Annotated in this window: 26 protein-coding genes; 14 read left to right on the forward strand and 12 right to left on the reverse strand. The window is 55.7% G+C overall.

Going from position 1 to position 22,884, the window contains the following annotated elements:
* The first annotated feature begins 39 nt into the window (after window positions 1-39).
* The 7 genes from thiO to EDM57_RS03015 all read left to right on the forward strand — a co-directional run bounded on the left by thiO (window position 40) and on the right by EDM57_RS03015 (window position 5,166).
* A complete protein-coding gene (gene thiO / locus EDM57_RS02985) occupies window positions 40-1,176 on the forward strand; it encodes a glycine oxidase ThiO (RefSeq protein WP_122903285.1) in 1,137 nt (378 codons plus the stop codon).
* 239 nt (window positions 1,177-1,415) lie between these two features.
* Entirely contained in the window at window positions 1,416-2,147 is a 732-nt protein-coding gene (locus EDM57_RS02990; RefSeq protein ID WP_246005723.1) for a hypothetical protein, read from the forward strand.
* 148 nt (window positions 2,148-2,295) lie between these two features.
* Window positions 2,296-2,694 carry a YugN family protein gene (locus EDM57_RS02995; RefSeq protein ID WP_122903286.1) on the forward strand — a complete coding sequence of 133 codons (399 nt, stop codon included), beginning with the start codon at window positions 2,296-2,298 and terminating at the stop codon, window positions 2,692-2,694.
* A gap of 196 nt (window positions 2,695-2,890) precedes the next feature.
* Complete coding sequence (locus tag EDM57_RS23645) at window positions 2,891-3,073, forward strand: hypothetical protein (RefSeq protein WP_246005724.1); 183 nt, start codon at window positions 2,891-2,893, stop codon at window positions 3,071-3,073.
* 34 nt (window positions 3,074-3,107) lie between these two features.
* Entirely contained in the window at window positions 3,108-3,905 is a 798-nt protein-coding gene (locus EDM57_RS03005; RefSeq protein WP_122903287.1) for an NAD kinase, read from the forward strand.
* A gap of 22 nt (window positions 3,906-3,927) precedes the next feature.
* Window positions 3,928-4,647 (forward strand): MOSC domain-containing protein, encoded by a 720-nt coding sequence (locus EDM57_RS03010; protein ID WP_122903288.1) that lies wholly within the window; start codon window positions 3,928-3,930, stop codon window positions 4,645-4,647.
* Between the two features lie 33 nt (window positions 4,648-4,680).
* Window positions 4,681-5,166: a YbaK/EbsC family protein gene (locus tag EDM57_RS03015; RefSeq protein ID WP_122903289.1), complete on the forward strand. Its 486-nt coding sequence runs from the start codon at window positions 4,681-4,683 to the stop codon at window positions 5,164-5,166.
* Window positions 5,167-5,311: 145 nt separating this feature from the next.
* On the opposite strand, the gene EDM57_RS03020 is transcribed toward EDM57_RS03015, so the two are convergent.
* The 4 genes from EDM57_RS03020 to EDM57_RS23075 form a co-directional block, all read right to left on the reverse strand.
* The gene (locus EDM57_RS03020; protein WP_122903290.1) at window positions 5,312-6,028 is read right to left on the reverse strand and encodes an exonuclease domain-containing protein; all 717 of its coding nucleotides are present in this window, start codon (window positions 6,026-6,028) and stop codon (window positions 5,312-5,314) included.
* A 12-nt stretch (window positions 6,029-6,040) separates the two neighbouring features.
* Entirely contained in the window at window positions 6,041-7,210 is a 1,170-nt protein-coding gene (locus EDM57_RS03025; protein ID WP_246005725.1) for a DUF294 nucleotidyltransferase-like domain-containing protein, read from the reverse strand.
* Entirely contained in the window at window positions 7,104-8,438 is a 1,335-nt protein-coding gene (locus EDM57_RS03030; RefSeq protein WP_122903291.1) for an ammonium transporter, read from the reverse strand. The genes EDM57_RS03025 and EDM57_RS03030 overlap by 107 nt, the downstream gene beginning before the upstream one ends.
* Window positions 8,439-8,682: 244 nt before the next feature.
* Window positions 8,683-8,841: a hypothetical protein gene (locus EDM57_RS23075; RefSeq protein ID WP_170163358.1), complete on the reverse strand. Its 159-nt coding sequence runs from the start codon at window positions 8,839-8,841 to the stop codon at window positions 8,683-8,685.
* A 152-nt stretch (window positions 8,842-8,993) separates the two neighbouring features.
* Between EDM57_RS23075 and EDM57_RS03035 the strand changes: the two genes are divergently transcribed.
* Window positions 8,994-9,332 (forward strand): toprim domain-containing protein, encoded by a 339-nt coding sequence (locus tag EDM57_RS03035; protein ID WP_122903292.1) that lies wholly within the window; start codon window positions 8,994-8,996, stop codon window positions 9,330-9,332.
* A gap of 79 nt (window positions 9,333-9,411) precedes the next feature.
* Complete coding sequence (locus EDM57_RS03040) at window positions 9,412-9,618, forward strand: hypothetical protein (protein ID WP_122903293.1); 207 nt, start codon at window positions 9,412-9,414, stop codon at window positions 9,616-9,618.
* A 50-nt stretch (window positions 9,619-9,668) separates the two neighbouring features.
* Here EDM57_RS03040 and EDM57_RS03045 read toward each other — a convergent pair whose 3' ends face one another.
* Entirely contained in the window at window positions 9,669-10,448 is a 780-nt protein-coding gene (locus tag EDM57_RS03045) for an undecaprenyl-diphosphate phosphatase (protein ID WP_211338208.1), read from the reverse strand.
* 192 nt (window positions 10,449-10,640) lie between these two features.
* On the opposite strand from EDM57_RS03045, the gene EDM57_RS03050 reads away from it, so the two are divergent.
* Window positions 10,641-11,552 (forward strand): CvfB family protein, encoded by a 912-nt coding sequence (locus tag EDM57_RS03050; protein ID WP_122903295.1) that lies wholly within the window; start codon window positions 10,641-10,643, stop codon window positions 11,550-11,552.
* Window positions 11,553-11,615: 63 nt separating this feature from the next.
* Here the strand turns inward: EDM57_RS03050 and EDM57_RS03055 are convergent, their stop codons facing one another.
* Genes EDM57_RS03055 through EDM57_RS03065 form a run of 3 tightly spaced genes read right to left on the reverse strand, consistent with a single transcriptional unit; the run spans window position 11,616 to window position 15,040 of the window.
* On the reverse strand, window positions 11,616-13,559 hold the full coding sequence (locus tag EDM57_RS03055) for a TRAP transporter permease (RefSeq protein ID WP_122903296.1): 1,944 nt from the start codon (window positions 13,557-13,559) through the stop codon (window positions 11,616-11,618).
* Entirely contained in the window at window positions 13,556-14,089 is a 534-nt protein-coding gene (locus tag EDM57_RS03060; protein ID WP_122903297.1) for a DUF1850 domain-containing protein, read from the reverse strand. Before EDM57_RS03060 ends, EDM57_RS03055 begins: the two co-directional genes overlap by 4 nt.
* Before the next feature lie 6 nt (window positions 14,090-14,095).
* A complete protein-coding gene (locus tag EDM57_RS03065; RefSeq protein WP_122903298.1) occupies window positions 14,096-15,040 on the reverse strand; it encodes a TAXI family TRAP transporter solute-binding subunit in 945 nt (314 codons plus the stop codon).
* Between the two features lie 339 nt (window positions 15,041-15,379).
* Here EDM57_RS03065 and EDM57_RS03070 point away from each other — a divergent pair, with 339 nt between their 5' ends.
* The gene (locus tag EDM57_RS03070) at window positions 15,380-16,312 is read left to right on the forward strand and encodes a response regulator (protein ID WP_122903299.1); all 933 of its coding nucleotides are present in this window, start codon (window positions 15,380-15,382) and stop codon (window positions 16,310-16,312) included.
* A gap of 62 nt (window positions 16,313-16,374) precedes the next feature.
* Window positions 16,375-17,430, forward strand: coding sequence for a tetraprenyl-beta-curcumene synthase family protein (locus EDM57_RS03075; RefSeq protein ID WP_122903300.1), 1,056 nt, complete (start codon window positions 16,375-16,377; stop codon window positions 17,428-17,430).
* Window positions 17,431-17,442: 12 nt separating this feature from the next.
* Here EDM57_RS03075 and EDM57_RS23080 read toward each other — a convergent pair whose 3' ends face one another.
* Window positions 17,443-17,616 (reverse strand): DUF5325 family protein, encoded by a 174-nt coding sequence (locus EDM57_RS23080; RefSeq protein ID WP_170163359.1) that lies wholly within the window; start codon window positions 17,614-17,616, stop codon window positions 17,443-17,445.
* Between the two features lie 119 nt (window positions 17,617-17,735).
* Between EDM57_RS23080 and EDM57_RS03080 the strand changes: the two genes are divergently transcribed.
* A complete protein-coding gene (locus tag EDM57_RS03080) occupies window positions 17,736-18,356 on the forward strand; it encodes a PilZ domain-containing protein (RefSeq protein ID WP_122903301.1) in 621 nt (206 codons plus the stop codon).
* A gap of 90 nt (window positions 18,357-18,446) precedes the next feature.
* A complete protein-coding gene (locus EDM57_RS03085) occupies window positions 18,447-18,626 on the forward strand; it encodes a hypothetical protein (protein WP_246005726.1) in 180 nt (59 codons plus the stop codon).
* Here the strand turns inward: EDM57_RS03085 and EDM57_RS03090 are convergent.
* Genes EDM57_RS03090 through EDM57_RS03100 form a run of 3 tightly spaced genes read right to left on the reverse strand, consistent with a single transcriptional unit; the run spans window position 18,598 to window position 22,768 of the window.
* The gene (locus EDM57_RS03090; protein ID WP_122903302.1) at window positions 18,598-19,845 is read right to left on the reverse strand and encodes an MFS transporter; all 1,248 of its coding nucleotides are present in this window, start codon (window positions 19,843-19,845) and stop codon (window positions 18,598-18,600) included. The two genes, EDM57_RS03085 and EDM57_RS03090, sit on opposite strands and share 29 nt — an antisense overlap.
* A 59-nt stretch (window positions 19,846-19,904) precedes the next feature.
* Window positions 19,905-21,047: a winged helix-turn-helix domain-containing protein gene (locus tag EDM57_RS03095; RefSeq protein ID WP_122903303.1), complete on the reverse strand. Its 1,143-nt coding sequence runs from the start codon at window positions 21,045-21,047 to the stop codon at window positions 19,905-19,907.
* Window positions 21,038-22,768, reverse strand: coding sequence for a sigma 54-interacting transcriptional regulator (locus EDM57_RS03100; RefSeq protein ID WP_122903304.1), 1,731 nt, complete (start codon window positions 22,766-22,768; stop codon window positions 21,038-21,040). The genes EDM57_RS03095 and EDM57_RS03100 overlap by 10 nt, the downstream gene beginning before the upstream one ends.
* Window positions 22,769-22,884: the final 116 nt, after the last annotated feature.

A 22,884-nucleotide genomic window follows, 5' to 3' on the forward strand; every position in this document is an offset into this window, starting at 1 on the left:
TGGCCCCGCAGAGATTACAACAGCGAGGAGAGAAACAAATTGAGCGATTGTCTCGTAGTGGGTGGAGGAATTATCGGATTAAGTCTGGCTTATGAGCTGTCACGAAGAGGGATGAGCGTAACGCTGGTCGAGCAGGACGAATGGGGCGGTCAGGCGTCTTCTGCTGCGGCGGGGATGCTTGCGCCCTTGAAGGAGTTTGCAGCCCCAGGCCCGATGCTCGATCTGGGCATGACGTCCCTGGCCTGTTATCCACAGTGGGCAGCCGAACTGGAGGAGTTTACCGGAGGGGACGTCCAGCTCAGCCTGGAAGGGCTGCTCACGGTTGCGCTCAACGATGACGAGCAGGAACAGCTTTTGGCGAAGTACCTTTGGCAAAAAGAAGCGGGGTACAGCGTTCACTTTTTGACGGAACGCCAGCAACTGGCTGAGGTGGAGCCGCTTTTGACCGAACAGGCGCAGGCAGCCATTTACTCTCCGTATGAAGGTCATATCAACAACCGCATGCTGCTGCGCGCGCTTGTGACAGCGTGTCGGCTGCAAGGCGTCGTGCTGCACGCAGGCTGTGTCGTGAGCGGCATAGCGGTAAAAGGCGGCCGGGTAGTCGGCGTGGAGAGCTCGCTTGGGCCGCTGCGGGCAACGCAAACGATCATCACGTCAGGCGCGTGGGCGGGCATCATGCTGGAAATGCTCGGCGTATCGGTTCCCGTTCGCCCGGTTCGCGGCCAGATCGCGGCCGTTTCCTCCGCAGGCATCCCGCTGCGCACCGTCATTTTTGGCACATCGGGCTACATCACCCCGAAAAAGGACGGCAAAATCGTCATCGGCGCGACCGAAGACGAAAGCGGCTTTCAGCGCGAGGTCACATTGGCTGGCTTGGCCAGCGTCCTGAACGGCGTCATGCCGTATGTGCCAGCCTTGCACAGTGCCGCTTTTCTGGAGGCGTGGGGCGGACTGCGGCCCGCTACGGCAGATGGCAAGCCGCTGCTTGGTCCTGTGCCCGGTTGGGACGGGCTTTCCATTGCCGGCGGGCATTTCCGCAACGGCATCCTGCTGTCCCCGGTAACAGCGAAATGGATGGCGGACTACCTGGAAAAAGGCGAGACGGAGCGCCTGACACCGTTTTTGCCTTCCCGTTTTCTCGCGGAAACAGACCAAGCGCAGCACAAAATGGGCTAGTCCGGACTGCAAACCGGTACACCTCCCCATGGGCACCTGTATATGGTAATAAAGAAACACCAGAAGGGGAGGAGTTTCCATGCAGTCTGAGAAAAAGCTGTACCAGGCTGACGTCCAGACGGTCAGCTTGATAAAAGATATGCGTGAAAATGTGCAAAACATATGCAAGGAACACATCGAAAAAAAGGTGCGCATCGAAGCGATTGACGGCCAGGTTTTTGAAGGGGTGATCGTGGATATTGACGATCAGAACGTATACGTGGAAGTGGACGATCCCGATGCAGAGGAAGACGGCATACGAGATCGAAGAGGTAGCCAGCCGCAAATCGCATGGAGACTGGGACGGGTACCCGAATTGGACTCCCTATGGCTATCCGTATGGCGGGTATCAGGCGTTTGGCGATGTCAGTCCGCTTGGCAGCAGCAGCCAGCCCAATCGGCCTCCTGCCGGTCAAGTCAGCCCTTACGCGGAAGATTGCTATCCATACGCTCCGATCAGCCCATTCGGCAGTCCGACACATCCCTATGGGCAGGTAAGCCCGTTTGGCAGCCCAGGCCAGCCGTACGGGCAAATGAGTCCGTTTGGCAGCCCAGGTGTGCCGTATGGGCAGGTGAGTCCGTTTGGCAGCCCAGGTGTGCCGTATGGGCAGGTGAGCCCGTTTGGGAGTCCGGGTCAGCCGCATGGGCAAGTGAGTCCGTTTGGCAGTCCCAGCTTTCCGTATGGCCAGGTGAGTCCGTATGGCGAGGGCGCTCCTTTCGTCAGCCCGTATTCCGGATTCAATCCGTACATGGCGCCGTTCCCACCGTTCCCGCCCTACCCGCCGCAGTCGTTTTACCCGTTTCCACCACCGCCGCCGCCACCTCCGGCTGCAGTCGTCGTCCCAAGGAAAAAACGCCGCCGTCCGTGCCGAAGAGGCAAAAAAATCATCCCACTCGCCTTGTTTACGCTTTTGACGATCGCACTGCTCTAAAACGTGAAAGTATCGAGCGATCAAGCCTCTTGCCAACTGCAGTTCCGGCAGCGAGGCTTGTTGCTCGTTTTGCCTGCCCTCGCCTGTGAGTACAACCTGCTGTTTCGGCGCACACTACCAGTAGCATGTAACGAAGGCAGGGATACAAATGAAGAAAATCCAAAGCAGCTTACCAGGGACGAAGGCGACATTCGGGTATTTTCGCGAATCGCTTGAGCCGCATTTTACATTGGCTAACTGGGATTACGAGCACGGCTATTTCGACCGCAGCCTTGACGACAAAAACACGGTGTACCTGCGCATCCCGGTAAAAGTTTTGCAGGGCGAGCTGGACAGCCCCGATGCCTGGCTGGAGCTGGGCGAACCGTTTGTTTTGCGCCACGTCTACAACACAGGCGTAGAGGAAGAGATCGGCTACTACGCCCCCGTCGCTTCAGCCGTGATGAACCAGTTCCAGGAACCGCTCGACAAAGACGCCGAGATCGACCCCCGCTGGATTCGCAAGGCCGAAGCAATCGTCAAAGAACTGGAAAGTCGTTTCGGGTGAAAAGTGGGCCTTGGGCAGGCCTGCTTTTTTTGTTGCACTTTGCTTCGCTGAAAGCCAGCGAGGAAGGGCTTTTCATTTTTTTCCTTTCTCACAAAGATTTGTTTTTCCACTATCCGTCAGGTAATATTTCCCTAACAGCAAAACGACCGACCACCCGTGCAAACCGACGTCCAGTCAGGAAACAGGAGGCGACCACATGGCGTTGTATCATGCGATAGCGAAATGGTATTGGAAAATCCGCAAGCCGCTGACTCTCGGAGTGCGCCTCATCGTGGCTGACGAACAAAAAGGCGTCCTTCATTTGGCACACCTCTGCCGTTTTCATGCAACCGCTTCTCCCATGTGTTATAGTGAGATCAACAACAACGAGCGTGCTTGACCGCTTCGAAGGATAAAAGTGAGGGCAGACCAGCATGAAGATTGCGACTGTACTGCGAAATGACGATTATACACGGGAAGTAGAACAACTGTTGAAGGAAAAGCTGCGCGAGGCAGGCAGTCCGTACACGTTTGTGAACGGAACAGAGGCCAAGCCTGACATGGTGCTCTCCATCGGAGGGGACGGGACGCTGCTGGAGGCGGTGCATCAATACGGAATGGAACCTGCCTATGTCGGGATTCATACGGGCCACCTTGGTTTTTACGCCGACTGGCGGCCGGAGGAGCTGGATGAGTTCGTCGACCGGCTGCTGCACGCCGAACCGGCGATCGTCGAGTATCCGACGGTCCAGTGCCGCATTGATACAACAGATGGCCAGCAACACGAAAAATGGGCGTTGAACGAATTGGTCCTGCGCAACGCATCCCTCTCGACACTGGTTGCTTGCGTCTACATAAACGGGGACGAGCTGGAGACGTTTCGCGGCGACGGGCTGATCGTTTCCTCGCCATCGGGGAGCACAGCCTACAACAAAGCCGTGGATGGAGCCATCGTGCATCCGTCCATCGAGGCGATCCAACTGTCCGAAATCGCCTCCATCAACAACCAGGCGTACCGGACGATCAACAGCTCGCTCGTTTTGCCCAAGCATCACGAAGTCGAGCTGATCGTCATGAACCCGGAGATCATGATCGGCCTCGACCGCGAACAGGCGGTGTGGAGGGGCGTACGTTCCATTACGTGCCGCGTCGGGCAAGGCAAGGTCAAATTCGCCCGCTACAAGCGGCTGACGTTCTGGAGCAGGGTGCGCAATTCGTTTATAAAAGGATAGAGACGAGAGGGGGAGGGTTCCCGTGAAAAAGATAGGAACATTGCAAAGCATTTTCCGTCATCCGGTAAAAGCGATGCAGGGGGAGCAGTTGGTGACGTCCGAGGTCGACGCTTTCGGCCTGTACGGCGATCGGGCTTATTACTTTCTGGACGACTCTCGCGGCGGCAAATATTTGAGTGCAGATGTCGTTCCGGCGCTGCTCGGCTACCATGCCCGCCTGGGAGAAAAGACGGGCGAAGATGCATACCCCGAGGTTGAGATCGAAGCGCGTGACGGCAGCGTACATACGTGGGGAGAGTCGTTGTTCGCCCATGTCGCACAGACAGCGAAAAGAAGAGTGACACCGATGCGCAGTCTCCCGACAGAGGGAGGGAAAAACTGGGAGGATCACATTCTGCTGGTGACGGATGCCTCCCTGCGCGAGCTGGCCCGGGTGATCGGCAGCGACTGGATTGACCCGAGACGTTTTCGCGGAAACCTCATCGTCGTGCTGGAAGACGACGAACCGTTTGCAGAAGACAAATGGCTGGGAAAAAAGCTGCAAATCAACGACGTGACGCTGCAGGTCAACAAGCATTGCGAGCGTTGCATGTACGTCAATGTCGATCCGGATACGCTGCAAATGAACGCGGCCGTGCTGAAAGCATGTGTGAAGCGCCATGAAAACCGCTTTGGCGTGTACGCCTCTGTGGTGACGACAGGTACGGTGTCGCAGGGCGACGAGGTGTTTCTTCTGGAGTAGGGACTTGGCAACTGGCTAGTGGAGGTGCGAAGGATGACCGTGATGAGTCCTGTAGAAAAAGTGAAGGCTTTTGTGCAGCAGTACGATCCTGCAATCGAGCCGATTTTGTTCGAGCAGCCGCTTCCGACATCTGAGGCAGCCGCCGAAGCGCTGGGCTGCGAGGTGGGACAAATCGCCAAGTCGATTCTGTTTCGGGCGGGCGACCAGTTCGCGCTGTTTGTTGCAGCGGGAGATGTCAAGATTCATCCCAAACAGGTCAAGGCTGCTTTGGGCTCGGGCAAGGCAAAGATGGCTTCCCCCGAAGAAGTGGAAAAGGTGACAGGCTATCGCGTAGGCGCTGTCTGTCCGTTTGCGTTGCAGGAGGAAGTTCCCGTCTACGTCGACACTTCCCTGCGGCGCTTTCCTGTCGTCCATACGGCTGCGGGCGTTGCCGAATCGATTTTGCCTGTCACCTACGAAGCATTGCTTGCCATGACCAAAGCCGTCGAGATCGATGCGGCCAATGCGCCGGCTTCGTAAAAAACATGACCGTTTTGCAAGCCGCAAGCAGACAAGCCGTTTTCCCAAAAACAAAGCCGACAATCCGCGTAACAGCGTGGATTGTCGGCTTTTGTTCGTTTGCAAAGGGGAAGTTTCACGCTCCCCAAGCGATTCCTCGCCTGTTCTACCGCAGCGCCTCGTACACCTCCCGCAGATTGGTATATCCGGCCTGCTGCGCTTTTTTCAAATACTTCGACCACAGCGTCCCGGCCGCCACCGCGTCACAGTAGGCGTGGTGCCTGCGGGAGATCGGGATGTTGTGCTGGGCGCAGAGGACGTCCAGCGAGCCGTTGCCGACCGGGTTGCTCAACAGTCGAATCAAGAGCATCGTGTCGAGTATCCGGTGGGTCAGCGGTCGTCGGCTTGTTTTCCAGAGGGCCGAGCGAAAAAATTCGCGTTCATGCCGGGAGTGGTGGGCGACGAGTGGACGATCCCCCGCGAATCGGAAAAACTGCGAGAGAGCTTCCGGCAGATCAGGCGCGTCCGCCGTCATCTCGTCGGTAATCCCGGTCAGTGAGCGGACGTGGGGCGGGATCGTGCGCCCCGGATTGACCAGCGTGTAAAACGAATCTTCGAGCAGCAGCTTTTCCCCGCGCATCGCCACCGCGCCGATAGAGATGATCGCGTCTCCGTGATCGGGGTAAAAGCCGGTCGTCTCCAGATCGACGACGACGACCTCCAGATCGGCAAGCGGTATGTTTTCGCTGGAATCAACGGGCCTTGCTTCCTTGGAGATGGAGCGAAGATAAGCCTGGTGCTGTTTGTCGGCGTCGCCAAGCCCCCACTTCCAGTCGCCGCGGTTCATGTTCCACAAGCGGCCGATGAAGTCCCATTTTGCCAAACGCGTCTCCTCCTATCCCCTGAAGGTAGACGGGAGCTTCGCCGTCATTTTTTGCAGGCGGATTGCGAGCTTCATCGCTTCGCGCACCTGTGTGATGGAATCAGGCGAGAGCTTGTTGAGCTTGATGTAACTGTTGCTCGTGTAATGTCCGTCCTCCCAGTGAAGCAGGGCGGTCAGGCGCAGCCCTTGGATCAGCCGAAAATGCGCGGCTATTTCGTCGCAAAAGCTTTTGCTCCACACGCCTTTTTCCGCCAGCTCACCGAGCCGCTCAAGCGTGGAGTTGACGAAGATGCCGTGCGCCAGGGCGAAATGCCGCACGCAGTTGACGATCGGCAAATAGACGCCGTACTTGATGTTGATGGCTCCGCGAAACCGCCCGGTGACTTCGGGCAGCACTCTTCCGAACAGGCCGAGCGGCACGCGGTAATGCAAAGTGTTGCTGACCAGCCGATCGAGCAAAAACGTATTCCCGGCCAAAAGCTGCCGAAAGCGGTCGAGCACAGGAGCGAAAATGGCCGATTCCCCGTACAGGACGCGCACGTCGCTTGCCAAAAGCAAATAGCGGGCGTTTTCCCAGACCGGGTGAGAAATCCATCTGTCCAACTGGTCGATCCATTGATCGACGCTGCCGCGCCACTTCGGAGAGAGGCAGGTGACATTGCCCTGGCAAGGCGGATAGCCAACTTCCTCCAGACCGGAAACGATGGTCGCAGCCAGCAGTTGAAAATAGCCGTGAACCCGTTCCTGCTCGCTTTCGCTGAGGTGCTCGGGGATCGAATAGACAAGCCCGTTGTCCTGGTCGCTGATAATGGCCTGCTCAAAGCGTCCGCCGCTGCCGAATTGCAAAAAGGCAAACGGGACGGGCGGCTCGCCTACCCCTCTTTTAGCCAGAGCGTCTACGGCAAGCAGAACGCCCTGGCGGATCAGGTTGTCGTGAATCAGGTTTACTACGATGGAAAAAGGGGCCATCTCCCCTGCGCGGTTCAATTCGCGCAAGGGATCCGGGTCGAGCAATTCCTGGCGAAGCTGCGCAAGCTCCGCGAACGATTCCGCCTGCTGGATGCGCGCTACCTGCTCAGGCGAGAGTGTGAGAGGTGCTGCTTTGCTTGGACGCAGCGGGGCGAATGGGCTCAGGTTGCAGTAGTTCCGGATAACCGTATCCTCCATGTTCGCTAAGGTCAAGGCCAACCACCTCTTCTTCTTCAGTGACGCGAAGTCCGATTGTCGCTTTCAGAATGGACAAAACGATGTACGCTACAACAAACACATAAGCCATGGAGCCTGCCAGGCCAAGCGCCTGTACACCGAGCTGGTGCAGCCCGCCGCCGTAAAACAGTCCGGCACCGCCTACCCCGACTTTTTCCGCAAGTTCAGGCGTAGCGAACAGGCCAGTGGACAGCGTGCCCCAGATTCCGGCCACACCGTGAACGGAAAAAGCGAAGACCGGATCATCAATTCCCATGCGATCAAACCAGATGGAGGTATAAAATGTAAGAATACCTGACACAGCGCCGATTACGACAGCTGCCCACGGCTCGACGAATGCGCACGAAGCAGTGATGGCGACGAGAGCGGCCAGGACGCCGTTCAGCATGCTCGGGATGTCCGCTTTGCCCATGACGATCCAGGAAATGGCGAGGGCGGCGACAGCGCCTGCTGCTGTAGCGAGGTTGGTCGTAACCGCGACATAGCCGAAAAAGCCGGAGGTGCTGCCAAGGGTGGAGCCTGCGTTGAAGCCGAACCAGCCGATCCACAGAAACAGCACGCCGAGCACGGAGTACACCTGGTTGTGACCGGGGATCAGGTTGGAGCTGCCGTCACGGTTGTATTTGCCGATGCGCGGCTTCAACAGAACAGTAGCGACGAGTGCGACGATAGCGCCTTGCAGATGGACAACCGTGGAGCCGGCGAAGTCTTGCATGCCGAGCTGGGCGAGCCAGCCTCCGCCCCAGACCCAGTGGCCGACGACAGGGTAGATGAGGACAGTGAACAATACGCTGAAAATAAAGTAAACGGACAGCTTGGCTCGCTCGGCAAAACCGCCCCAGGCGATTGCCAGCGAAACCGCCGCGAATGCGAGCTGGAAGAGGAAGAGAATCGAGATCGGAACGGTCGCGGCTGAAAAGGCGGAGAAAGCGTCCTTTTGCAAGCCGTCGAAGAAAAATCCGGATAAGCCGATGAAGGAGTTGCCGTCACCAAAAGTCAGACCGAAGCCAAACGCCCAAAAGGCGATGGAGCAAATGCCGAAGGTGAGGACGGTCTTGCCTGCGACGTGGCCGGCGTTTTTCATCCGGGTCGATCCGGCCTCAAGCAAGGCAAACCCTACTTGCATGAGAATGACCAGGATGGCCGAGACCATAACCCATGTGGCATCAATGGCGGACAACAGTTCAGTGAGAGTCGGTTCCATTCGTTCCACTCCTTTTATGTCAGGTATTCTGACATTTATTTTATTTATGTCAGATTATATGACACGAAAAAGGGGAATGCAATGCTTTTTTCACAAAAAACAGAAAACACCAATCCCTTCTGTCTACACAAAAGGCGGATTGGTGTTGGCAAGCCTGTCATATCCATCGCGGCGAGAAACAGCCCGCTGAGGAAGAACTGTTCCACTGGTCCGCTTTTTCGGAAAAGAAGCCGCTGAGAAAAAATTACCCTTGAGTGCTGTTGTTTTGCTCTTTGTGCTGCTGTTGGCGAGAAGAGCCCTGGTTGTTTTCGGTATGCGTGTCGTCCGCAACGGTGCTGCTGGTCAGCCCGGATACAGCCAAACCTTTCTGGTTCAAGTTTTTCGCGCTTTTGAATTTGGACATGGTGCTTCCTCCTTCATCATCTGGTTTCTGTCTTACGATGCCTTGCCAGCGGCAGAAGTAATCGTCCCACTTTTTCCCGGAAAGAGGCTGTCTATGTGGCAGTGTAAGATGTACTATAGAAAAAAGGCTTGTGGATTAAGGAGGGGGATGGCATGGGAGGATGTGTCATCATCGTGGAAGGGAAGACAGACAAGGAGCGACTGCTCCGCGTGCTGGCAGAGCCTGTTGCCATCTACTGCACATATGGCACCTACAGCCAGGAAAAAGGGGAGCAGCTTTTGGCGCAAGCAGAATCGGCAGAAGAAGTGTACCTGTTTACGGATGAAGATGACAGCGGCAAAAAACTGCGGGCGAGCTTGTCCGACGATTTCCCGCACGCGGTGCATCTCCACACCCCCAGAATGTACAGGGAAGTGGCGAACACGCCGTTGCCTGTATTGGCGGAAATATTGGAGCGAGCCGGATTTGCCGTGAAAAGCTTCGATTCCTGATGCCAAAAGGCAGTCGGGATAAAACACCTCGCCATCGGCTATAACAAGTAGTAGATGGATTGGTGGAGGTGCAAGGCAATTGCGTCGCTTGATGAGCTTTTTCAATCGCATGAACATCCTGATGTGGCTGCTGGGCATTTTCATTGCTCATGCGCTGCTCTATCTCGCACTGGGGACAGCGACCTGGCTGGCCACTTCCCTCTTGGCAACAGCCTTCTACGGCATTGTTTTGCTCGTAGGCAAACTGGTCGCCAGCCGTTACCCTGACAAGGAAGAAAGCAGATGAAAGCCGGCCTGGGCGCAGCCGGCTTTTTCCATATTCTACGTTTCCCCTGACTACCAGCCGAAAAACTGCAGGGCGAGAATCAGAGCGCCCAATACCCAGACGTAGACAGCGAAGCCTTTCATCGAGCCTGTGCTGACAATTTTCAGCATCCAGCGAATGGCGATGTACCCGGCCAGTCCGGCACACATCGTCCCGACGAGCATCGGGATCAGCAGCGCGGTATCGAGCGGAGCGGCCGCCAGCTTGGCGGATTGCAGCACGCATGCCCCCAGAATGGCAGGCAAGGAAATCAAAAAAGAAAAACGGGCGGCGTCGGCACGGTCGATTCCGCGCATGAGCGCTCCGGCAATCGTCAGCCCGGAACGGGAAATCGCGGGCAAGATCGCCGCCCCTTGCAGCGTGCCGATGATGAGCGCATCCGTGTAGCGAATGTCGTCAAATTTGCGCTCGCCCCGCCGCATGGATTCAACGGCCCATAAAATGGCCCCGGTGGCGAGGAACTCCCAGCCGATGGTGATTCCGGTGCGCGAAATCTCCTCGAAGTAGTCTTCGAACAAAAGCCCAATCGACGCCGTAGGAATCGTGCCGACGACGAGCAGCTTCGTCAGCCGGGAAAACGGGTGCAGGACGATGTGGCGAATCTGCGGCCAAAATACAATCACGACAGCGATCAGCGTCCCGAAATGCAGCATCGTGTCGAAGAGCAGACCGACCTCCTGCATGCCGAACAGCTTCCGGAACAAGACGAGATGGCCTGTACTGGAGATCGGCAAAAACTCCGTCAATCCCTGGACGATTCCAAGGAAAATGTGTTCCAAGAGAACGAGCATGGACATAGGTCACTCCTGTCTGTTGGCAAAATGAAACCGGGTACAAGCCGGGTCTTACTGTCATATGTATGTTCGCAAAGACAAGACTTGCCTTTTTGAAAGGGCGGTCTGAATAAAAAAGTTGTGGTATTTTACCAGCCGGGATGGGTATAGTTAGTGTGCATACAGGAAGAGAGTGAGGAAGAAACAAACATGCACAAAAAGAAAAAACGCGAGCCGCAACTGGCTGCAACGGGAAACCTGCAAGCGGGCATGACGCTTGCAATGACAGTCGCACGCAAAACGGAGATCGGCTATTTTTTGCGCGCGGGCAACGATGAAGTGTTTTTGCATGAAAAGGAAGCGCACGAGCGGCTGCATGTAGGCGATGAAGTAGAAGTGTTTTTGTACCATGACCACGAAAATCGGCTGGCAGCGACGATGGACATGCCATATGTCAGCATGGGAGAGTACGGCTGGCTGGAGGTCGTGGATGTTTCGCCGCGGATGGGCGTGTTTTTGGACAACGGGATCAAAAAAGATTTGCTTTTGTTTGTAGACGACCTGCCAAAGCTAGCAGATGAATGGCCGCGCCCGCGCGATCAACTGTTGGTGACGCTGAAGCGCGACAAGCTCGGACGGTTGCTCGCCAAGCCTGTGACAGAAGCGGAAGTGACGAAAATCGCGGTTCCCGCCGACAGCAGTATGCGGAACAGGCAGGTAGAAGGCACCGTCTACAAGGTCATTGCGGCAGGGGCCTTTTTGCTGACCGAGGATGACCATATTTTGTTTATCCACCGCGACGAGATGGTGGGCCGCCTGCGCCTGGGCCAGACGATTCGCTGCCGCATCAGCTACGTGCGCGAAGACGGTCGACTGAACGGCTCGATGAGGGAGCGCAAGGAAGTGCAGTACGGCGAGGATGCAGACAAGCTCTTGCGCTATTTGATTGATCGCGGCGGGTCGATGCCCTACTCGGACAGCACGGAAGCCGATATTATCCGCGAAAAATTCCAGATGAGCAAGTCCAGCTTCAAGCGCGCGCTTGGCAAGCTCATGAAGGAGCGCCGCGTGGAGCAAGTGGACGGCTGGACCAAAATCATTCGCCACGGCGAGGAAAAATAAAAAATCCCTTCCCCGCGCCCTTTGCTTGCTGCAAGCAGAGGGGACGCGGCGGGAGGGATTTTTTTAAGCTGTCCGGCTAGGGAGTGACTTGTACCTGCGGCTTTTGTAATAGGAAAAGCCAAAACCGAGCCCGAGCAGGAGGAAGCCAGGGATGTCTGTCGCAAGGCCGGGGATGACGGCAAGCACTCCGCCTATGACCGCGAGCAACCGCTCCAGCAGATTCATATTTGCCATCCAGTATCCGATCAGCCCTGCCCCGACCCCGATCATGCCGACGGTAGAAGTAAGCATCACCCAGAGCGACTCGGCAAAAGTCGTGTCAATCAGCAAAAGCGCGGGCGAGACGACGAAAATATAGGGAGCCATGAAGGCGGCGATGGCGAGTCGCGTGGACTCTACTCCGGTGAGAATCGGCTTGGACTTGGCGATGCCTGACGCGGCGAAGGCGGCCAGTGCGACAGGCGGCGTAATGTCAGCTACGATCCCGAAGTAAAACGTGAACATATGGGCAGCGATTGCAGGTACACCCAACTGGATCAGCGCAGGAGCGGCAATGGTTGAGGTGATAATGTAGTTGGCGGTAGTCGGCGTCCCCATGCCCAGAATCAAGGAAGCGATCATCGTGAAAAACAGCGTGAGGAAAAGCTGTCCGCCTGCCAGGTCGATCAGGCCGTTCGCCAGTTTAAGCCCGATGCCTGTGAGCGTGATCGTGCCGACGATAATTCCGGCGCAAGCCGTTGCCGCCACGACGCCGAGAGCGACGCGGGCGCCAGTGGCGAGCGCTTCGAGGATGTCGGCAACCGACATGCGCGTCTCTTTGCGAAAAGCGCCGACTATGACAGTGGAGACAATCCCGATGATGGCGGAATTTTCGGCGGAAATATTCATCATCAAGGCGGCGATGATAATGACGATGGGCAGGAGCAGGTACATTTTTTGCAGCACAGCCTTTTTGTCTGGCAGCTCTTCTTGTGTGAGTCCGCGCAGGCCAAGCCGCTTCGCCTCGAAGTGCGTCATGATCCAGATCCCTGCAAAAAACAGGATGGCGGGCAAAGCGGCAGATTTGGCAATCTCCAGGTACGGCACGCCGATAAATTCCGCCATCAGAAAGGCGGCGGCGCCCATGACAGGCGGCATGATTTGTCCGCCTGTGGAGGAAGACGCTTCAACGGCTGCGGCAAATTCCGGACGGTAGCCAAGCCGCTTCATCATCGGGATCGTGAAGGCACCAGAGGTGACGACATTGGCGACGGAGCTGCCGCTGATCGTGCCCTGCAGCGCGCTGGAAAACACCGCTACCTTGGCCGGACCGCCGATACGTCTGCCGGCAATGGCGAGCGACAAATCGTTGAAATACTCGCCGACCCCTGTCTTTTCCAGAAACGCGCCGAAAAGCACGAACAAGAAAATGAACGTGGAAGAAACGGCGAGCGGCGTGCCCAAAACCCCTTCCAAGGTGTAGTAGCTATGGCCGATAATCCGGTCGAGATCACTGCCGCGATGCTGCAAAAAGCCCGGCATGTACGGGCCGAGATACGTATAGAGAAGGAAAATGGTCGCGATCAGGGTGATCGGGATGCCGACCACGCGCCGCGCCGCTTCCAGCACGAGCAGGATGGCGATACCGCCTACGGCCATGTCCAGTGTCGTGTAGTTGCCTGTCCGCGTGACCAGTCCTTCGTAATCAATCACCCAGTACATGGTGACGGCTACACCCAAAAGAGCGAGAATGATGTTGATGACCCCGACTTTTCCTTTGCCGCCCTTGGCGGTTCCCGAATAGAGCAGGTAGACGAGACAAAGCCCGAACGCCAGGTGGATCGGCCGATGAATTTGCGGCGGGAGGACGAGGAAAAGCGTGCTTGCAAGCTGGTAGAGGGAAAAGAGGACCAACAGGCAAAAGGTGATCCATTTCATTGGTCCGGCGAGCTGGCGTGTGGCGGCTTCCTTGTCGTATTGCGCGATGAGTTTTTCCACTTCTTGCTGGTTGATGTTCGTCGTACTCATTCGTACCCTCCTAACTCGCTTAACATGGATCGTTTTTCCGCCTGAATGACGACAGCCTCTCCGGGCTTGCCAATCGTGCGAAGCGGCAGCTCTTGTCCAGCGAAAAGCAACGTATGATTCGCCCGAACCTGTCCGATAAACAGGTGGAGCGCGGGGAAGACGCGGTGCATGTTGCGCACTTCGAACTGTCCGTCTGCGAGCACCAGCTCCTCGCCTGCGGCCAGTTCGTTTTCCATGCCGATGCCGTAGTCGTGAAAGCGGAGCCTTGTGAGGACGATCTGCCCGGCTTCCAGACGGTAGTGCTCTTCAACGTCCGAACGATGGATAGAATGAGTCCAGCGAATGCCAAAGGAGCCGTCGTGTGCGATGCGGTGGCTAAAGAGAACCGCGTTGCTCGTGCTGTCGCGCACCACCAATACAGGAAACAGCGGAATGACAGCGACACTGCTGAGCAATAGCAAAGCCAGGAAGGAGAAAAGGCGGAACAGATTCCGCCTCCCTCCATAAGCCGCAGACCGGATTGCCGTCATACGCTGTTACTTCACGCCTTTTTCGTCAAAATACTTTTTCGCGCCCGGATGGATCGGGATGCTGACGCCGCTGAGCACGCTGTCGAGCTTGATCTCCTTGGCCTTGGCGTGGCCGAGCTTGTCGGTGTTTTCAAAAATCGCCTTTGTCACCTTGTACACGAGGTCTTCACTGAGGTCAGAGCGGACCAGCAGCATGGATTTGACGGACACGGTCGTGACTTCCTCGGGAACGGTCTGGTACGTATTCGCCGGGATGGTTGTTTTGACGTAGTAAGGGTATTTGGCGATAATCGCGTCGATCTTGTCGCTGTCGATCGGGATGATTTTCACGCCTGTCGTGGCAGCCAGCTCGGTGATGGCGGCAGTTGGCGTACCGGCAGTCTGGAACGCCGCGTCGAGCTTTCCGTCCTGGATCGCCTTGGCCGAGTCGGCAAACGAGAGGCGCTGCAACTGCGTATCGTCGAACGTCATTCCATACGCCTCCAAAATTTGCTGGGCGTTGATCTCTGTACCGCTGCCGGGCGCACCGACAGACACGCGCTTTCCTTTCAAATCGGCTACGCTCTTGATGTTGCTGTCAGCCGAGACGACAATCTGGATCGTCTCGTCGTAGAGAGCGCCCAAAGCCTGGAACGAATCAATTTTGCCATCCTGCTGGAACATGTTCGTGCCAGCCGCAGCGTATTCTGCAATATCATTTTGTGTAAAGGCAATATCTGCTTTTTTGTCGCGAAGCAGCCGAATATTTTCAGCGGAAGCGCCCGTTGCCTGGGCGGTGGCGGTCACTCCGGCGTTTTTCGTAATGTGGTCGGCCATTCCCCCGCCGAGCGGATAGTACGTGCCGCCTGTGCCGCCGGTAGCGATCACGAGCTGCTGACTGCTGCCGCATGCGGTCAGCAAGGTCATGGAGAGGAACAAGGTAAGCGAGATCAGAAACGAGCTCTTCTTCAAAGTAATTCCTCCTTGTCAGAAAATTATGTATATAACGTTCATTTTGCATTGTAAAGGGTCGACTAGAAAAAACTACGAAAACCTGCAAAAATATATAGTAAAATAGGAAAACAGTGCATACACTCATGTATCTTGTTCGGGAAGACAGGACAAAGAGGGAATTGTCTTTCTATTGCGAAAAATTCACGTGCCTTGATCTTGCCAGCTTTGTTTTTTCGTACGGTGTATTCGGTTTCGCAACGACTTCGCTCTTTCACGTGATGCATCATCGGCCATTTGCAGAAAAACAACTGCGCTGCTTTGCCAGTCGCGAGTTTGATTCGAAAAAGGGGTGGACGGATGCGCTACTTCATCGTGGACGACGATTCTGCTGTGCGATTCATGCTCGCCCAAATCATTGAGGATGCCGATTTGGGGGAGGTGTGCGGGGAAGCGGAAGACGGCTCTCTCGTTGACCATGAGTTTTTGAACTGGAAGCAGGTGGACATTTTGCTGATCGACATGCTGATGCCGAAACGGGATGGCATAGAGACAATCCGGCAGTTGAATCGCTACACGGGCAAAATCGTCATGATTTCCCAGGTCGAGGCGAAAGAGCTGATCGCAGAGGCGTATTCGCTGGGGGTTGAATACTACGTGACGAAGCCCGTAAATCGGCGGGAGATCATCAGCGTTTTGCAAAAAGTGCGGGAGCGAATCCTGATGCAGCAATCAATCGAAGGCATCCAGCGCTCCTTGCGTGTGCTGACGGCAGAAACGCCTTCTCCCCGCCCTGTCGGGTACGGCTATTCGGAGCAGAGCATTTTGTCTTCGGCTACCTTCCTTTTGACAGAGCTAGGCGTCATCAGCGAAAAAGGAAGCAAGGACTTGCTTGCAATGATGGAGCTTTTGCACCGTTGGGAGAAGGACAATGGCACCGAAGCCAAGCTGCCTTCGCTGCGCGACATTTTTGCCGCTGTGGCCAAGCGCAAGCTGGGAACGGAGACGGCTGTCTTGATCCAAAAAGAGAGCAAGGCGGCAGAGCAGCGCGTGCGACGGGTCATCTACCAAGCCTTGACGCATCTCGCTTCTCTCGGGCTGACCGATTTTGGCCACCCGAAGTTCGAAAGCTACGCCGCTCTGTTTTTTGATTTTGCCGAAGTACGCAAGCGCATGCGCGAGCTCGAAAACCAGGTGGCGGCGTCGCTTCCTCCCACGCGCATCCACATGAAAAAGTTCATCTACGTTCTCTATATGGAAGCCAAAAGAAGACTTGGGGTATTGCACGGGTGACTTTTGGAGTGCGCATGCAAATGTGGTAAGATATTTCTATTGTTGTTTTGGGAGGGAAGCATGTGAGCGAACTACGCAGTCCTTGGCAGTTACTATATCGGGTCTATCGTCATGTTCAACCTGTTCTGGAGCGGGAGTTTGCGGCCTGGTACAAAAAAGCCCAGGCGATTCCCAACCCGGAACTCAGGAAGCAGGCGCAGGACAGCATGAACTCCAAAAAATTTCATTGCCAGGGAGGATGCGTCTACGCCGCGCAGGTCATCCCGCACGTGGAGACGATCGTACCTTTGATCGTGGCTTACCAGACGATCAGCGACTATCTGGACAATCTGTGTGATCGCAGCACTTCACTGGACCCACAGGATTTTCGGCAGCTGCATTTTTCGATGCAGGATGCGCTGACACCCGGTGCGCCGCTACGCGATTACTACCGTTACCGCGAGGACAAGGATGACGGTGGCTTTTTGGCGGATTTGGTGCAAACCTGTCAGCGCTATGCAGCACAGCTGCCCGCTTACAGCAAGATACAGCCGCAGGTGCTCCACTTCTCCTGTTTGTACAGCGATTTGCAAGTGTACAAGCACATCGCCCAGCATTTGCGCGAGGGCGAGCTTTTAGCCTGGTGGGATGCGTACAAGGAGCGCTACGACTATTTGCAGTGGCAGGAGTTTGCAGCCGTAACAGGCTCGACAATCGGGATTTTTGCCCTGTTTTGCCTGGCGACAGAGGAACATGTCAGCGAACAGACTATCGACACGGTCAGCGAAGCGTATTTTCCATGGCTTTGCGGATTACATATATTGCTCGATTACTTGATTGACCTGGAGGAAGACAGACTGGGCGGGGATTTGAACTTCGTGAGCTACTACAATTCCGAGCAGGAGGCGACGGAGCGCTTGCAATTTTTCATCAAACAAGCAAAGGCAAGCGTTAAACGCTTGCCAAATCCTGCATTTCACCGTATGATCGTTGACGGGCTGGTCGCATTTTACCTGGCAGATCGCAAAGTAAACCGCAGCCAGCCACGCATTTATACGATTGCCAGACAACTGTTGAAACAGGCAAAAGGCTTGCCGTCCGTTCTGTTTTACTTAAACAGCCTGCTTGTACGGCGATAAACGGAGAAGAGGTTAGCGCATATGCTTGCGCTTGTACGAAAAGCCAAATCCCATCAATGAGAAGGCAACGACGATACAACCAAGGATGCCAAGGGGGCTTTTTTCCCCGATGGAAATGCCAACTCCGATGAGACAGGCGGTTACGCAAAATGCCAAAGCCAGTGTTACCATTTGATAACGAGTCATCGGTTTGTAACCTCCTATCTGTCAATGTTCCCATTATACCCTTATTTTCCGCGAAAAGCATCCAGGGAAAGAAGGCGGAAAACCTAGTAAATTATTGTACGAAGTGGTGGAGAACGTAGATGGAAAGTATTATACAAATTAGAAAAGGGAATCGAGTGGTGGAAGGCCAAGTGACATATGGAGAAGGAGACTTGATCGAGGCCGTCTTCCCCCAGCAACTGGAAGTGACTGTAGGAGATCAGATTCCTTGCCTGTTAATCGGTGATTTTGAAACCATCAGCAACTTTGAGGCTGTCGTGGTGGCGAAGGACAAAAATCGGCTGTTTTTGTTCCATTCGCCTACGATCAGCGAGTTCCGTGAGCAGCGCAGGCGTTATCCGCGTTTCGATATGGACGTAAAAGGCTGGGTGCAATATCCGACCCAGGAGCCGGATTCACTTTTTTCCGTTTACAGTCAAATGGCCTATCTGGTGAACATGAGTATCGGAGGATTGGCGTTTCGGGTTGACAAGCCTGTTCCGGTCGACCAGGGCATTGTGTTTTCCTTTGAGCTGTACGGACGAAACAGGCCGGACGGCGTCGTGAAAACAGAGTTGAACGTCATCCACGAACGGATTGAAGGCCCGCACTACTTTTACGGCTGTACAATCCAATCAATCAGTGCCCGGCATTTCCACAATTTGCGCAAGTACATTTTGCACAGGCAAATCGAGGAACGCCGGCAAGTGGTAATCGAATAACTTTTTCACAAATTGGTCAGTTGGACCAATTTTTTTTTACAAATAAAAAGCATTCATCTTAGTGCTGCCTGATTCGCACCGGGGCGGCCTGTGCAGCCGGAGCTTCCGTATCGGACAGAAGTGGCGGCAGATCAGCTCGATGTACCGTGGGCAGGGCAGTTGCTCATCGCCAACTTGTGCGGTCAGCTTTTGACCAACAATCGCGATGAGCGTGGCGTGCCGCAAGACGGGGATGACCGGATCATCCGGCTTGTTCCGAAGCAGCAGTAGCGGCAACCGCGGCGTCGGGCTTGCCCCAAATCCAGCGCTGCAAGAAAATGACTCCCCCACCTACGGCTGCGACCAGCAAGCCGACCGCCAAAAAGGTCTGCGCCGGTCCGAGCCAGGTCATCAGGACGCCGCCCAGTAAAGGCGCTGCAATAAAGGTCGCGCTGGACAGCGAATCGATAATGCCCCTTACTCGCCCGAGTGCGTGTGGGGGCGTTTCTTTTTGTACGAGGTAGTTGGTGCCGACCGAAGTCAGCCCCGTCCCGATGCCAGCGAGCAGCGAAGCCGCCAGCAGCCAGTGGATGCCGTCGCCCGGCTGGAACAGACCGATCCAGGCAAAGCACGTGCCGATCAAAAGCACGCCTCCCCCAAGCACCCATCCGTACGAGCGAATGGTTTTTCGCCGATGCAGCCAGGTAATGGTGAGCAAGGCGCCAAGCCCGATGACACTGACACAGTATCCGACAATCTCCGGATGATCCGGAACCTTTTCCCTGAACACGACAGGAAACTGTGCGTCGGCCAGTTGAATCGCCATCATCGCCAGCAGGGAAAAGAGCGAGCTTAACAGCAACACCCGATTTTGCAAAAAGACAGTCCAGCCTTCCTTCCAAGCGAGGCGAAGCGAAATTGTTTTCTCTCTGGAAGCGGGACGGGGAAGCTGTTTCTCCACGTGGCGAATGGTCAAAAGCAAGAGCGTGGAGAGCAGATAGCTCACCGCATTGATGATGAGGCAGAGCGCTGGTGTCACCATGGCGGCGACCATCCCGCCGATCAGCGGCCCGATCAGTTTTCCGCCCTGGAAGATGGCTCCGTTCAGCGAAGTCGCCTGCAAGAGATGTTCCGGGGCGACGATCTGCCGCGTCAACGTCTGCTGCGCCGGATCGTTGAAGACGGAAGCGCAGGAGCGCAGGGCGATGACGAGCAGGAACAAGAGCGGATCAGGCATGGCGAGCAAAAGCAGGGTGAGGCTCGCCTGAACCAAATTCGCCGCGATCATCATTCGGACTTTGTGGACGCGATCAGCCAGCACCCCTGCCAATTGCCCGAGCAAAATGCCCGGAGCGGCATAGGCGATCGGCAAAAGCGCCATCGTCATCGGATCGACCTGCCAGACGTAACCGAGAAAGATGGCGACCGCGATAAAATCGAACCAGTCACCCAGCGTAGCAAGCCCGTAAGCGAAAAGCAGAGTGCGAAATGTCTTGTTTTCCGTAAGCAAAAAAATCCCTCCATCATTTCGAACTGCTTCGATGATAAAAGGGATTTGTCAGAGGCGTATCATAAGAGGGCGGAAAGCTTGCGGACGACCGCCTTTTTCAGATGCTCGAACTGGTATTGCTCGGCCAGGTTGTCCCACTTTTTTTCAAAGCGGCTCTGCCATTTTTCATCACAGGGGACATGGCGAAAAAACAGCAGAGTGTTGTGTACCGCGTAGATCAGATGCGGGACAAACTGCGTAGCCAAAATGACGTCGAGGCCTTCATCGACCAGCTGCCGGGCTTTGGCGATCTCCTGGCGGCGGTAGTGGCAAAGCCCTTGCAGCATCATGAAGTGGCCCACCTCCCGCTGCATCGGCAGCCTTTGCAGGATGGCCGAAGCTTGCTGGAGCAATTCCTCCGCCTTTTCGACCGAGCCGGACAACAGCGCCAGCCAGGTTTCGCCTGCCAGCAAAAAGAGGGTGAAGCTGTCCGAATCCATTTTTTCCACGATTGTCCGGGCGTGTGCAGCCTGCTTTTGCGAAAGCTCCCACTCGCCCATGTTCGCATAGAGGGAGACTGCGTTAATCTGCAATTCGTCCTGAAAAACTTGCGGCATGGACGACTGGTTTTTGACGACCGTTTGGAACATTTGCATCGTCTTCCAGGCATCCATTTCGGTCATATGGTACAGATGGAAAAGGTAAAACAGCTTTTCCCCCATAGGTGTGTCGTCGTCGGCGACAAACCAGGCGAAATCGCCCTTGACGAAGCGAATGTAGGTGGCGTAGAACGGATCGAGCTGAAAGCCGAGCACCTCCTGGTGGGCGGCGAGTGTTTGCAGGGCTGCGCCCATCCCCATCCCGTGGTAGGTGGACAGCATGCTGCGAATATTTTCCGAAAAGTCCTGCTTCAATACTTGCAGCCGGGGCGGCTGATGCTGTTTCCAGCTCAGGCGGTAGCCCACTCCCCGCACCGTGTCGATGGTGAACAGGTGCGACCATTTTTGCAGCTTTTTGCGCAGGCGGTAAATGTGGTCATCAATCGTGCGGTCAGTCGGTGCCTCCAGCGGCCATACGCTGTCGAGCAGATTTTCCCGGGAAAAGGTCCGGTTTTTCCACGTGTACATAAATTTCAGCAAGGCGTATTCCTTTGGCAAAAGCACGATGCTTTCCCCGCCGTAGCGAACTTCCAGTTTGTCATCCTCCCAAGCGATCAATTCCATCGGAACGACTCCCTATCAAGACCGTATTTTTTCATTTTATTGTAAAGTGTGCCGCGCGAGATGCCGAGCAGCTCGGCTGCCGCCTTTTTGTTGCCGTATGTGCGCTCCAGAGCGGCGATGATCCGGTCTTTCTCCGTTTGGCCTGCCGGATGGTGCAGTGTAAACGGAGCGGTCGGAGCCGGATGCAGCGCAGCAGGTGCTGAATACTCACCGCCCGGCGAGGCGAAGGAAGCGGGGGCAAGCGGTTCCGGCTGGAAGCGAATGGCGCTTGGCAAATGCTCCGGCGAGATGACGCCGTTCTCCTGCAGGATGGACAGCCGTTCGATGACATTGCGCAGTTGCCGGATGTTTCCGGGCCAACTGTAGTCGAACAGCGCCTGCATGACTTCGGACGGAATGCGAGGGACAGCCTGCTCGTGCGCGACGGAATACTCCTGAATGAAAATTTGCACCAGCTCCGGCAAATCCTCGCGTCGGGCACGCAGCGGCGGAATCTCCAGCGAAAAGACGTTGAGCCGATAGTACAGGTCCTCGCGAAAACGGCCGTCTGCCACCATCTGTTCCAGTTGACGATTGGTCGCCGCGATGACCCTGGTATTGACGGTGATTGGCTCGGTTCCGCCTACACGGTAAAACTGCCGCTCCTGCAGGGCGCGAAGCAGCTTGACCTGAAGCTCCAAAGGCAGCTCTCCGATTTCGTCGAGGAAAAGCGTGCCGCCATGCGCCAGCTCCAGCTTGCCCGGCTTGCCCGTTTTCTTGGCACCTGTAAAAGCTCCGCCCTGATAGCCAAACAGCTCGCTCTCGAACAGGGCAGCCGGAATCGCTCCGCAGTTAATGGCGACAAACGGTTTCTCCCGACGCCGACTGGCCTGATGAATCGCCTGGGCAAACAATTCTTTGCCGACGCCGCTTTCGCCGTAGATGAGCACGGTCGCATCGGTTTGCGCTACTTTTTTCGCTGAACTGATGGCAGCCTGGATGGAGGCGGAGTGTCCCTTGATCGCGTAAAAAGGATCGTCCGCCGCCTGGAACCTGCTCATCTCCTGCTGCAAATTGTGCAGGTGAGCAGTCGTGTGTGCCAGTTCTTCATTGAGACGGACAAGCTCTGTAATATCCTGCTCGATGGAGATGGCCCCGATGATCTTTTCCCCCTGGCGAATGGGGGCGGCGTTAATCAGGACGTGGCTGTCCGGACGGGGAATGTGGTACACCCGTTGAACCGACGTGCCTTGACGCAAGGCGTCCAGAAGCCGGATGGACTCGCTGGCAAAATGCTCGGAAAGAGAAGTGCCCAGCACTTGTGCCCGGTCGATCTCGTAGATCGTTTCGGCTGCCCGGTTCCAGTACTGGACGATGTTATTGGAGTCCACAATCGTAATCGCTTCACTCATGGTATCCATCAATGTGCTGAGCAGGACGGACTGGTTTTGAGCCAGGTTGGTAAAAGCTTCAAGGAGCTGGTGGGGCAAAACAATGCCTGTTGCGCGTCCCGCTTCATCGACGACTGCCAACGCAGGCAACTGGGCGGATGCGAGCGACTGACGGATTTGCTCCAGACATTGCGCAAGCGTAGCAGTCCGGGGGACGACAAGCACCTTGACGGCACGTTCGCCTTCTTGCCACACACCTTCTTTTTCGCCTGCGCGTATTTTGACATCAGCAGGATTGACGGGAGCGGCCAGGTCCGAGACAACACTATCCAGTGAGAAGAGAGGTTTCAAATCATCACTTCCTATCCAAACTAACAGGTAAACGGAACTGCTCTTGCCTGTACCTAATCAGAAGTGTACAAGAATAGACACGAAATGTACATATGTGTTAAAAGGTATGTACAATG

The organism is Brevibacillus gelatini (genome assembly GCF_003710935.1).
Taxonomy (GTDB): domain Bacteria; phylum Bacillota; class Bacilli; order Brevibacillales; family Brevibacillaceae; genus Brevibacillus; species Brevibacillus gelatini.

Bases quoted from the DNA above. Each gene is read 5' to 3' on its own strand.
- EDM57_RS03055 (WP_122903296.1), bottom strand. From the start codon at position 13,559: ATGAGTACGACGAACATCAACCAGCAAGAAGTGGAAAAACTCATCGCG.
- EDM57_RS03015 (WP_122903289.1), top strand. From the start codon at position 4,681: ATGACCGTGATGAGTCCTGTAGAAAAAGTGAAGGCTTTTGTGCAGCAG.
- EDM57_RS23645 (WP_246005724.1), top strand. From the start codon at position 2,891: ATGGCGTTGTATCATGCGATAGCGAAATGGTATTGGAAAATCCGCAAG.
- EDM57_RS03030 (WP_122903291.1), bottom strand. From the start codon at position 8,438: ATGGAACCGACTCTCACTGAACTGTTGTCCGCCATTGATGCCACATGG.
- EDM57_RS03005 (WP_122903287.1), top strand. From the start codon at position 3,108: ATGAAGATTGCGACTGTACTGCGAAATGACGATTATACACGGGAAGTA.
- EDM57_RS23080 (WP_170163359.1), bottom strand. From the start codon at position 17,616: ATGACTCGTTATCAAATGGTAACACTGGCTTTGGCATTTTGCGTAACC.
- EDM57_RS03070 (WP_122903299.1), top strand. From the start codon at position 15,380: ATGCGCTACTTCATCGTGGACGACGATTCTGCTGTGCGATTCATGCTC.
- EDM57_RS03060 (WP_122903297.1), bottom strand. From the start codon at position 14,089: ATGACGGCAATCCGGTCTGCGGCTTATGGAGGGAGGCGGAATCTGTTC.
- EDM57_RS03045 (WP_211338208.1), bottom strand. From the start codon at position 10,448: ATGCTCGTTCTCTTGGAACACATTTTCCTTGGAATCGTCCAGGGATTG.
- EDM57_RS03095 (WP_122903303.1), bottom strand. From the start codon at position 21,047: ATGGAATTGATCGCTTGGGAGGATGACAAACTGGAAGTTCGCTACGGC.
- EDM57_RS23075 (WP_170163358.1), bottom strand. From the start codon at position 8,841: ATGTCCAAATTCAAAAGCGCGAAAAACTTGAACCAGAAAGGTTTGGCT.
- EDM57_RS03050 (WP_122903295.1), top strand. From the start codon at position 10,641: ATGCACAAAAAGAAAAAACGCGAGCCGCAACTGGCTGCAACGGGAAAC.
- EDM57_RS03035 (WP_122903292.1), top strand. From the start codon at position 8,994: ATGGGAGGATGTGTCATCATCGTGGAAGGGAAGACAGACAAGGAGCGA.
- EDM57_RS02995 (WP_122903286.1), top strand. From the start codon at position 2,296: ATGAAGAAAATCCAAAGCAGCTTACCAGGGACGAAGGCGACATTCGGG.
- EDM57_RS03080 (WP_122903301.1), top strand. From the start codon at position 17,736: ATGGAAAGTATTATACAAATTAGAAAAGGGAATCGAGTGGTGGAAGGC.